At 72.5% G+C, this 10,487-nt stretch carries 12 protein-coding genes; 4 read left to right on the top strand and 8 right to left on the bottom strand.

The window, feature by feature from the left end:
* Window positions 1-209 precede the first annotated feature (209 nt).
* The 7 genes from ONA70_RS30785 to ONA70_RS30755 all read right to left on the bottom strand — a co-directional run bounded on the left by ONA70_RS30785 (window position 210) and on the right by ONA70_RS30755 (window position 6,514).
* The gene (locus ONA70_RS30785; protein ID WP_265010003.1) at window positions 210-1,886 is read right to left on the bottom strand and encodes an ABC transporter substrate-binding protein; all 1,677 of its coding nucleotides are present in this window, start codon (window positions 1,884-1,886) and stop codon (window positions 210-212) included.
* Window positions 1,887-2,007: 121 nt separating this feature from the next.
* Window positions 2,008-3,009, bottom strand: a complete 1,002-nt coding sequence (locus ONA70_RS30780; RefSeq protein WP_265010002.1) for a LacI family DNA-binding transcriptional regulator — start codon at window positions 3,007-3,009, stop codon at window positions 2,008-2,010.
* 230 nt (window positions 3,010-3,239) lie between these two features.
* Window positions 3,240-4,019 carry an FkbM family methyltransferase gene (locus ONA70_RS30775; protein WP_265010001.1) on the bottom strand — a complete coding sequence of 260 codons (780 nt, stop codon included), beginning with the start codon at window positions 4,017-4,019 and terminating at the stop codon, window positions 3,240-3,242.
* Window positions 4,020-4,248: 229 nt separating this feature from the next.
* Window positions 4,249-4,629: a YccF domain-containing protein gene (locus ONA70_RS30770; protein WP_265010000.1), complete on the bottom strand. Its 381-nt coding sequence runs from the start codon at window positions 4,627-4,629 to the stop codon at window positions 4,249-4,251.
* An 85-nt stretch (window positions 4,630-4,714) separates the two neighbouring features.
* Entirely contained in the window at window positions 4,715-5,392 is a 678-nt protein-coding gene (locus tag ONA70_RS30765; RefSeq protein ID WP_265010005.1) for a class I SAM-dependent methyltransferase, read from the bottom strand.
* A gap of 176 nt (window positions 5,393-5,568) precedes the next feature.
* Window positions 5,569-6,165: a YdeI/OmpD-associated family protein gene (locus ONA70_RS30760; protein WP_265009999.1), complete on the bottom strand. Its 597-nt coding sequence runs from the start codon at window positions 6,163-6,165 to the stop codon at window positions 5,569-5,571.
* Entirely contained in the window at window positions 6,155-6,514 is a 360-nt protein-coding gene (locus ONA70_RS30755; RefSeq protein WP_265009998.1) for a putative quinol monooxygenase, read from the bottom strand. Before ONA70_RS30755 ends, ONA70_RS30760 begins: the two co-directional genes overlap by 11 nt.
* A 174-nt stretch (window positions 6,515-6,688) precedes the next feature.
* Between ONA70_RS30755 and ONA70_RS30750 the strand changes: the two genes are divergently transcribed.
* From ONA70_RS30750 to ONA70_RS30740, 3 genes are all read left to right on the top strand, one after another.
* Window positions 6,689-7,798: a M24 family metallopeptidase gene (locus ONA70_RS30750; RefSeq protein ID WP_406601278.1), complete on the top strand. Its 1,110-nt coding sequence runs from the start codon at window positions 6,689-6,691 to the stop codon at window positions 7,796-7,798.
* Window positions 7,795-8,940, top strand: a complete 1,146-nt coding sequence (locus tag ONA70_RS30745; RefSeq protein WP_265009997.1) for an acyl-CoA dehydrogenase family protein — start codon at window positions 7,795-7,797, stop codon at window positions 8,938-8,940. Before ONA70_RS30750 ends, ONA70_RS30745 begins: the two co-directional genes overlap by 4 nt.
* Before the next feature lie 141 nt (window positions 8,941-9,081).
* Window positions 9,082-9,588, top strand: a complete 507-nt coding sequence (locus tag ONA70_RS30740) for an Lrp/AsnC family transcriptional regulator (protein ID WP_265009996.1) — start codon at window positions 9,082-9,084, stop codon at window positions 9,586-9,588.
* On the opposite strand, the gene ONA70_RS30735 is transcribed toward ONA70_RS30740, so the two are convergent.
* Entirely contained in the window at window positions 9,518-10,129 is a 612-nt protein-coding gene (locus ONA70_RS30735) for a histidine phosphatase family protein (protein ID WP_265009995.1), read from the bottom strand. The two genes, ONA70_RS30740 and ONA70_RS30735, sit on opposite strands and share 71 nt — an antisense overlap.
* Window positions 10,130-10,302: 173 nt before the next feature.
* Here ONA70_RS30735 and ONA70_RS30730 point away from each other — a divergent pair.
* Window positions 10,303-10,487, top strand: a 185-nt coding sequence (locus ONA70_RS30730; protein ID WP_265009994.1) for a CsbD family protein, incomplete at its 3' end; no start/stop codon positions are given.

Below are 10,487 nucleotides of genomic sequence, written 5' to 3'. Positions count from 1 at the left end.
GACGGCCGGCGTCCGGGAGAAGAGGTCACGTAGCCGCCTGCGGACGGGGAAGTGCTTGGTCAGGCCGACGGCCTCCAGCACCACCTCGTCGGCCGGCGTCGCGCTCTCGCTCAACGTCATGCCGAGTTCCTGTCTGGGGTTGCCATGTCATGAACGTGGGTTCCGCCTCCCCGGCCGGCCGCGGCCGACCGGGGAGGCGGGGCCGGGGGTCAGCTACCCGCCGGCTTGAGGTGCAGGACCACGTCCAGCGCGTTGGGTTGGGTGGGCTGCATGGCGCCGTACGGGTTCGAGTCGTCGGGCCATCCGGTCCAGTTCTTCGTGCTGTACGCGCCACCGATGTTGTCCGCGCCGACCGGGATCATCGGCACCTGGTCGACGAAGACCTTCTGCAGTGTGTTCATCGCGGCGGTACGGGCGGCCTCGTCGGTCGCGTTCGCGTAGGCGACCAGGGCGTCGGTCGCCTCCTTGTTGTTGAAGCGGCCGAAGTTGCCGGCGGGGGAGGCGGTGCCGATCGGCTTCAGCTGCCGGCCGTCCATCACGGTCCGGTAGATGTCGTACGGCGTGGCCCCGCCCTCGGTCCACCGGAAGGTCGCCTCGAAGTTGCCCTGCTCGACGTTGCGGAACCAGGCGTCCTGGTTGGCCTTGTCGACCGTCGCGGCGATGCCGATCTTCGACAGGCCGTCCTTCACGATCTCGAGGCTGGTCTGGTAGTCCGACCAGCCGGCCGGGTCGGTCAGCTTGATGGTGACGGCCTTGCCGGTCTTGTCCTTGAGGGTGTTGCCGTCGAGCTTGTAGCCGGCGCCGGTGAGCAGCGCCTTGGCGCCCTCGACGTCGACCTTGTGCTCCTGGCCCTTGAACTCCGGGGCGACGAAGGCGTCTCCGGCGGGGCTGGGCAGACCGGTCACGCTCTTCACCAGCGGGTGGAAGTATCCGGCCTCGGCCGTGGTGAAGATGTCCTCGCGGTCGATCACCATGTTCATCGCGCGGCGCAGCACCGGGTCGTCGAACGGCTTCTTCGTGGTGTTGACGTAGAGGCCGTGGATGCCCAGCACCGGGGGTGCCCAGACCTTGTGGTGGGCCTGGTCCTTGGCGACGAACACCGTCTGGTAGTTGGGAATGAAGACGAAGCTCCACTCCGACTCGCCGTTGGCCAGGGCGGTGGTCTGCGCGCTGTTGTCCGTGTACGACGTGAAGCGCAGTTCCTTGACCTTCGGCAGGTTTTGCCAGTAGCCGCTGTCGCGGACGGTCAGCGTGGTGGTGGCCGGGGTGAACGACTTGAGCGTGTAGGGGCCGCTGCCGACCGGCTGCTTGACCGGGTCGGTGGTCGGGTCGCTGATCTTCTCCCAGATGTGCTTGGGCACGATCGGCACCCGCCACAGCACCTTCTGCTGGTTGACGAACTGCGGGCTGGACATCGTGATCGTGACCTCGTTGCCGCTCGCCGTCGCGTCCGTGTAGGGCACGCCCTGGTCGTTGAGCGCCGGGTACTTCTTCACCAGGTTGTAGGTGAACGCGACGTCCTCGGCCGTGAGCTTCTGGCCGTCCGACCAGGTGGCGTCCGTCCGGATGGTGACCTTGACCGAGGTGTAGTCCGACGACCACTCGGCCTTGGTGGCCAGCCACGGCTTGAACGGCTCGGCCGGCTTCACCGGGTTCCACATCATCAGCGGCTCGTAGATCTGCCAGCGGTAACCCAGCGAGGCCGCGGCGGACGTGGTGAGGAACGGGTTGTTGTTCTCGGTCTGCGGGCCGTTCGGCATGCCGACGTTCAGCACGGTTGCCGCCTGGCCGTTCTTCTTGTTGGCGTTCGGGCTGTCGCCACACGCCGCGAGCCCGGTGGCCATTGCGCCGGCCAGCGCGACGGCGAGGAACTGTCTTCTTCTCATGGAGGGTCTCCCTCGGTGCTCCCGCATTCCTCAGGCGGGATGTGGTGGATGGAGGGTGTGCGGTGGTGCCACCGGGGGGCCAGTTGCCCCTCGGTGCGGGTTGCGGTCAGCGGTGGAGCGGTCAGGTGGTGCCGGTCGAGGCGCGGGCGGTGAAGCTCGTCGGGATGACGGTCGGGGTGCCGGGCAGCGGCGTGCCGGCCAGATGGGAGATCAGGGTGCGGGCGGCGGCCGCCCCCATCTCCCGCAACGGCTGGCGTACCGAGCTCAGCGGCGGGTGGGTGTGCCCCGCCAGCGGCAGGTCGTCGAAGCCGACGACGGCCACGTCCTGCGGGACGCGCCGGCCGGCGTCGCGCAACGCCTGGAGCGCGCCGGCGGCGGAGAGGTCGTTGTGGGCGAACACCGCGTCGAAGGGCACGCCGTCGGCGAGGAGGCGTTCCACCGCGGCCCGGCCGCACTCGAAGGTGAAGTCGCCCTCCACCAGCAGGGCCGGATCGATCGGCAGTCCGGCGTCGGCGTAGCCGGCCGCGAACCCGGCGAGCCGCTCCCGGGTGCAGCCGAAGCGGAGCAGCCCGGTCACCACGAGGGGGCGCCGCCGGCCGAGCCCGAGCAGGTGCGCGGCGGCGGCCCGGGCGCCGTCCTCATTGGTGGTACGGACGGACGGAAAGCCGGGTTGGTGGCCGCGGTCGTCGATGAGGATCACCGGCAGGCCCCGTTCGTGCAGGTCGGTGATGTAGTCCAGGGTGCCCTCCGGCTCGACCACCAGCAGGCCGTCGAAGGACTTCGCGGAGACCTGTGACGCGAACCGCCGCATCGACTCGTCGCCGCGGGTGCAGGTGAACAGCAGCATCCCGTACCCCTCCGCCTCGACCACGTCGGCGGCGCCCTGCAGCACCTCGCCCATCCATGGCCAGGTGAGCGAGGGCACCAGCATGCCGACCACCCGGGTACGTCCCCGGGCCAGGCCGACCGCACGGGCGCTCGGTACGTACCCCAGGTCGCTGATCACGGCCCGGACCCGGTCGGCGGTGCGGACGTGCACCTCGCCCTTGCCGTTGAGCACCCGGGACACGGTCGTCTTGCTCACCCCCGCCCGGGTGGCGACGTCGGCGATGGTGATCGGCACGGGACCCTCCGGGTCGCAGGGGTGGTCGGGTTGTTCGGAACCGGTTGCGGAAGCGGTTCCACCGCAGTCAACCGAAGTGGCGCCGGTCACGTCAATAACAGGCGGGTAACGAAACATGGCTAAGTTCAAAAGCTTAAAAAAGCCTGGCGCCGATGAGTGTGTGACCAGCATCGATGCGCGAGCCGAGGCCCTGCACCGGAGTCCGGCCGCCGGACGGCTGACTCGGGTGGTCAGCTCGGCGGGACGGCGGCGTACACGTCGCCGGAGTTCGTGCGGTGTGGGAGGCCGAGCAGGTACGCGGCCACCTCCGGCGCGGTCCGCCACCGCGGCAGGGCGAGAGCCATCTCGTCGCCGAGCGCGACGTTGAACCGGGTGAAGCCGAGCCCGGTGAGCCGATCCAGGCAGCGGCGGGCCGGCTCCCGGGCGATGGTGGTGAACTCGAACGACAGCGCCGGCAGTGGGCGGGTCAGCCCGGCCAGCACGGCCTCCTCGAAGCCCTCCACGTCGATCTTGACGAAGGCCGGTACGCCGTGCGCGGCGATGAGCGTGTCCAGGGTGGTGCCGGCGACCTCGACCTCGGTGTCCCAGGTCTCGTGCGCCCAGCCGTCGGCCCCGGCGGCGGCCGCGATGAACTGCGGGGACACCGTGGAGATGGTGGGGTTGGCCGAGTTGACGTGCAGCCGGACGGGGTCGGGGCGGGCGCCGCAGGCCGCCTCGACCAGCGTCACCCGCGGGTCGTCGGCGTAGAGCGCGCGCAGCGCGCGGACGCAGAGCGGCTGCGGCTCGACGGCCACCACGCGGGCGCCGAGGCGCCGGAAGCTGCCGAGCCGGTCCCCGACGTGCGCGCCGATGTCGAAGACGAGATCCCCGGGGCGGACGAAGCGGGCGTAGAAGGCGTCCATCGCGGCCTCGCGAGCCGGGTCGCCGTAGTACGCCTCGAGGGAGCGGCGCAACCCGGCCAGGTCCGGATCCGCCTTGAGTGCCTCGACCGCGGTGGGAAGATCCGCCACTGCTCCGACCGTAGTCGGCCGGGGATGGACGCGAGGCGGATTCGCTTCCATCCCCCCATCCGACCCGGGTGAGCCCAGCCTCCTAGGACGCCATAGGGGCGGTGACCGGGATCCGCAGGGGAGCTTTCATCCCGGCGAAGGACCACGGACTCCGGCGCGCCGGCGACGGGGACCGCCCCGCGCCTGGCCGGTACGGCACCGAACCGTGCGCGGCAGCCGCGTGACACGGTCAGGGCGCCTCGACGACCTCCTGGCCCAGCGGCCAGAGCGCGGCCGGCACCAGCTTGAAGTTCGCCACCCCGAACGGGATACCGATGATGGTGACGCAGAGGCCGACCCCGGCGACGATGTGCGACAGCGCCAGCCACCAGCCCGCCAGCAGCACCCAGAGCACGTTCGCCGCGCCGGAGGCGATGCCGGCGCCGGGTTTGGGGACGAGGGTGCGGCCGAACGGCCAGAGCGCGTACGAGGCGAGGCGGAGCGAGGCGACGCCGAACGGGATGGTGATGACCAGGGCGAAGCAGATCAGCGCGGCGATGCCGTAGCCGAGGGCGAGGACCAGCCCGCCGCCGAAGATCAGCCAGAGCACGTTGAGGATGAAGCGGAGCACGCCTCCCATGATGCCGACCGCCCGCAACCGTGGTCAGCCCGGCCGGTCCTCGTCCATCGGGGCGCGTCCGCGTCTCATCGAAGCGCTACTGCTCGCGGCGGCGGTGCGCGAGATGGACGGTGATGTCGGCGGCGATCTCCACCGTCTCCGGCAGGACCTGCATGATCCGGCTGAATACCTGCTCTCGCGCCGAGGTCGGCAGTTCGAGATAGGCCGAGATGGTCGAGAGAAGGCCGACGTAGTCGCGAGCGCTCATCGTGAAGCGCCGCTCGATGACGGACTGCTGCACGTCGGCGAACCACTCAGACCGTTGGAGCTCCGTACCCGGCCACTGCATGTCATGCCCCGGAGGCGTCCCGTCCGGGGACGGCACCTCGTCGCTCTCCAGGAAGGGTGCCCGGGCCGCGCGCACAGCTTCCTCCACAGCCGGGTCGGCCAGCTGGACCGGTCCACCGAACGAGGCGAACACGCCACCCGGCTCCAGCAGCGCGGCCATCCGCGACCACCGCCCCTCCGGGTTCGTCCAGTGCAGCGCCGCCGCCGCATAGACCAACCCGTAGCGCTCGCCCGGTCGCAGGTCCTCGAACGCGGCTCGCCCGGTCCTGACGCTTGCCGGCACCTGCTTACGCAGCTCGGCGAGCATGGCCCGGTCAGGCTCGGTCGCGGTGACCGTGATCCCCGGTTGCGCGAACAGCCGGGTTGCCTTGCCGGTCCCCGCGCCGATCTCGAGGGCACTCCGAACCGGCCGGCCCGCGTACGTCATCACCAGGTCGAAAAGCTCCACGGGATACCCCGGCCGGAACCGTTCGTACGCTTCCGCCGCCATTCCGAAGCTCAGTGCGCGACCAGGCATGCCGGGCATCCTGGCACGATCCGCGCCGTCGACGCCCGGTCTTTCGCGCGACCATTCGCCACCCGCGCCGTCGCGCCGACCGCGGCTCAGTCGAGGGCCCGCCGCTGCGGGTGGGGCGTCTCGCCGCGGGCCAGCATCTCGACGAACTGGGCGATCCGCCGGCTGCGGGTGTCGGCCCGCTTCGCGCTGGTGACCCGGTAGATCACCGCGTAGCGGTTCTGCCCCGTGAGGATGTCGAACATCCGTTGGGCGCGGGGTTCGGCGGCCAGCGCGGCCAGCAGGTCCGCCGGCGGCTCCGCGCTGGCCTGCCCGGCGTACGCGGCGTCCCACCGGCCGTCGGCCCGGGCCCGGTCCACCTCGGCGAGGCCGGCCGGGTGCATCCGGCCCTCGTCGGTCAGCCGGGCCACCAGGCCCACGTTCCGGGCCGACCACGGGCTGCGCGGCCGGCGCGGGGTGAACCGTTGCCGGTAGGTCGCCTCGTCGCGGCGGCGGACCTGGCCGTCGATCCAGCCGTGGCAGAGCGCCTCCTCGAGGGCCTCGTCGTAGCCGAGCCGGGTGGGTTCGGTGGTGCCCCGCTTCGCCAGCACCAGCCACACCCCGGTCGGGTCGGTGTGGTGCGCGTCCAGCCACCGCCGCCAGGCGTCGGCGTCGGTGACGACCAGTTCCGGCGGCTCAGCGGGCATGGCCGATGTCCAGGCCATCGCCGGGCAGGCCGACCCCGCCCAGGGGCGCCACGTCGATCCGCTCGGGCGGCCCGGTCAGCAGCGCCAGCACGTCGGCGATGCTCGGGGCGGCTCCGGCGGCGGCGGGAGCCGCGGCCAGCGCCGCCTGCACGGCCTCCTCGTCGGACCAGACCTCGGTCACCCGGACGGTGTCCGGGTCGGCGTGGTCCCGGCTGATGAGGTACAGCTCGCAGCCCGGGAACCCGCGCAGGCCCTCGGCCACCCGCAGCAGCGTGTCGGCCAGCTCGGTGCCCCGCCCCGGCTGCGCGCGCATGGTCATCAGCCGTCCGATCCGCGCCGCTGTGTCCATCGTGACCCTTCCGCCTCGTGCCGCTGCTCCGGCGTCGAGCGTACGGGGTGGTCAGCTCGGGAGGCGGTTGCTCGCCCCGTTCCGCGGCCCCGGTGATCACGGCCGGCGACTCCGGGACGGGTCCGACCGGCCGACCGGCTCCCCCAGCGCCCAAACGACCGTTAAGCTCTGGGGGTGGGATCCGAAAAGCTGTATCCGGCGGAGCGGCTGGCCGCCGCGCAACGCGCCACGGCCGCCGCCGGCCTCGACGCGCTGCTGCTCACCCCCGGCTCCGACCTGCGGTACCTGACCGGATACGACGCCCACGAGGGGGAGCGACTGACCTGCCTCGTGCTGCCCGCCGAGGGCGAGGCCACCCTGATCGTGCCGACCCTGGAGCGGCCCGGCGCGGAGGCCGCCCCGGCCACCGGCGTCCGGATCGTCGACCATCCCGACGGCACCGATCCGTACCCGCTGGTCCGCGCGGCCCTGCCCGGCCCGGTGGCGGCGGTGGGGCTGGCCGACCGGATGTGGGCCGCGCAGGTCCTCGCCCTGCGCGCCGCGCTGCCCGAGGCCACCCAGCGCCTGGCCTCCGCGGTGCTGCGCGAGCTGCGGATCCGCAAGTCCCCGGCCGAGGTCGCGGCGCTCGCCGAGGCCGGCGCCGCGATCGACGCGGTGCACGCCCGGATGGGGGAGTGGCTGCGCCCCGGCCGGACCGAGGTCGAGGTGGCCGCCGACGTCGCGGCGGCCATCCGCGCGGCCGGCCACGTGAGCGTCGACTTCGTCATCGTCGCCGCCGGCCCGAACGGCGCCAGCCCGCACCACGGCACCTCCGAGCGGCCGATCCGGCCCGGCGAGCCGGTGGTGGTCGACATCGGCGGCACCATGCCGTCCGGCTACCGCTCCGACTGCACCCGCACCTACGTCGTCGGTGGCCCCGCCCCGGCCGAGTTCACCGACTACTACGCCGTGCTGCACGAGGCGCAGCGGGCGGCGGTGGCCGCGGTCCGCCCGGGGATCACCGCCGAGGCGCTCGACGCGGCCGCCCGGGACGTCATCACCGCCGCCGGCTACGGCGACGCCTTCCTGCACCGCACCGGCCACGGCATCGGGCTCGACACCCACGAGGACCCGTACGTGGTCGCCGGCAACCACCGGCCCCTGGCGGCCGGCATGGCCTTCTCGGTCGAACCCGGGATCTACCTCGCCGGGCGGCACGGCGCCCGGATCGAGGACATCGTCGTCTGCACGGCGGACGGCGGCCAACGGCTCAACACCACCCCCACGGAGCTCATCGCGCTATGAACGTCGACCGGATCCTCCCCACCGACGAGGCCCACGACCTGCTGGCCCTCGCCACCGAACTCGCCGACCGCGAGCTCGCGCCGAAGGCCGCCGGCTTCGAGGAGCGCGCCGAGTTCCCCCGCGAGGTGCTGCGCACCCTGGGCCGGGCCGGCCTGCTCGGCCTGCCGTACGCCGAGGAGCACGGCGGCGCCGCCCAGCCGTACGAGGTCTACCTCCAGGTGCTGGAGATCCTCGCCAGCCGCTGGCTCGCCGTCGCCGAGGCGGTCAGCGTGCACACCCTGTCCTGCTACCCGCTCGCCCAGTACGGCACCGACGAACAGCGCAAGCTGCTGCCCGACATGATCGGCGGGGAGCTGCTCGGGGCGTACTGCCTGTCCGAGCCGCAGGGCGGCTCCGACGCGGCGGCCCTAACCACGAAGGCGATCCGCGACGGCGACGACTACCTGGTCACCGGCACCAAGGCGTGGATCACCCACGCCCGGGTGGCCGACTTCTACAACATCTTCTGCCGCACCGGCGGCCCCGGCCCGAAGGGCATCTCCTGCCTGCTCGCCGACCGCAACACCTCGGGCATCCACCCGCAGGCCGCCGAGCGGACCATGGGCCTGCACGCCTCCCCGGTCGCCCAGATCGCGTTCGACGACGCCCGGGTGCCGGCCGAGCGGCTGATCGGCGGGGAGGGCATGGGCTTCGCCATCGCCATGTCCGCCCTGGACTCCGGCCGCCTCGGCATCGCCGCCTGCGCCGTCGGTCTGGCCCAGGCCGCCCTCGACTACGCGGTGGGCTACGCCAAGGAGCGCGAGCAGTTCGGCCGGTCGATCATCGACTTCCAGGGCCTGGGTTTCATCCTGGCCGACCACGCCACGCAGATCTCCGCGGCCCGTGCCCTGATGCTGTCCGCGGCGCGGCTGCGGGACGCCGGCCGGCCGTACTCGATCGAGGCGGCGAAGGCGAAGCTCTTCGCCACCGACATGGCGATGCGGGTGACCACCGACGCGGTGCAGGTGCTCGGCGGCGCCGGCTACGTCGCCGACCACCCGGTCGAGCGGTACATGCGGGAGGCGAAGGTGCTCCAGATCGTCGAGGGCACCAACCAGATCCAGCGGCTGGTCATCTCCCGGGCGCTCGCCAAGGGTCACTAGTGGCCCTTCCGGGGGTCACCGTCGATCCGGCGTCCTGGGGGTGCGAACGCGGGCGTGGTGCGCGACCGGGCGGCCCGCCCAGCCTGACGACCGGCCGGGCGGGTGCGGCACGGGCGCGTCGTCTCCGGTAGGTTGCACCGCGTGGAGGAGATCGACCGCGCCATCGTCGCGGCGCTGACCGGGGACGGCCGGCTGTCGTACACCGACCTTGCCGAGCGGGTGGGTCTGTCGGTGTCCGCCGTGCACCAGCGGGTCCGGCGGCTGGAACAGCGCGGCGTCATCAAGGGGTACGCCGCGCGCGTCTCGTTCGAGGCGCTGGACCTGCCGCTGACCGCGTTCGTGGCGATCCGGCCGTTCGACCCGTCCCAGCCGGATGACGCGCCGGAGCGGCTGGCCCACCTGCCCGAGATCGACTCCTGCTACTCGGTGGCGGGGGAGGACTTCTACCTGCTGCTGGTGCGGGTGGCCGGCCCGGCGGACCTGGAGCGGCTGCTGCAGGAGATCCGGACGGCCGCCAACGTCACCACCCGCACCACGGTGGTGCTGTCGACCCCGTACGAGAACCGGCCGCCGCGGATCAATGGCGACCTGACAGGTCGGGGGCGGGCCCGGGCGGCGGGGGAGCCGGCTGGTTCCACCGCAGGATGACCGCCCGGCCGTGCTCGTGACCGAGCACGCTGACCGTGGCGGTGTCCAGCCGCAGCAGGCCGCCCGCGGCGGGCGGCAGCCCGATCCAGCGGGCGCCGAGCACCCGGAGGCTGTGCGCGTGCCCGAACAGGGCCACGGTGCCCCGGTCGAGCAGGGGAGCGACCCGGGCGAGCACCCGGTCGAGGCGTTCGCCGACCTGCGCCGGTGACTCCCCGCCGGGGCAACCGTCGGTCCAGATGTTCCAGTGCGGCTGGTCCTCGTGGATCTCCGGGGTGGTGCGTCCCTCGTATTCGCCGTAGTTCCATTCGGCCAGGTCGGGGTCGGCGGCGTCGACCTCCGGACCGGCGATGTGCGCGGTGCGCAGCGCGCGCTGTTGGGGACTGGACAGCACCCGGACGAAGCGGCGGCCGGCCAGCATCATGGCCAGGGCGCGGGCCTGCCGCTCGCCGTCGGGGGTGAGCTCCAGATCGGTGTACGAGGTGTGCCGGTGGCTGGCGCTCCAGGTGGTCTCGCCGTGCCGGATCAGCAGGATTTCGCCCATACCGTCCAGTTAACCAGCCACGCGGTCCCGCCGTTCACCTAGTGTCCTAGGACGCCATACAGGTGGCGCCGCGGGTCACCCAATGGGCAGGCGTTTCGGCGAGCACCGGATGGGGACGCGACAGCAGAGCGGGGCCGTACGGCCCGGTGTACCGCCCAGCGGAGGGGAGTCCCATGAGCTTCACCGAGAAGGCGAAGAACAAGGCCCAGGAGCTGAGCGGCGTTGCCAAGGAGCGGATCGGCGACGCCACCGACAACGAGCGGCTGCGGGCGGAGGGCGCCAGCGAGCAGAGCACGGCGCGGGCCCGGCAGGCCGGTCAGAACGTCAAGGAGGCCGGCCGAGACGTCAAGGACGCCTT

This window comes from Micromonospora yasonensis (genome assembly GCF_026013475.1).
GTDB classification, from domain to species: Bacteria; Actinomycetota; Actinomycetes; order Mycobacteriales; family Micromonosporaceae; genus Micromonospora; species Micromonospora yasonensis.
This window is presented reverse-complemented; position numbering and strand designations above follow the sequence as displayed.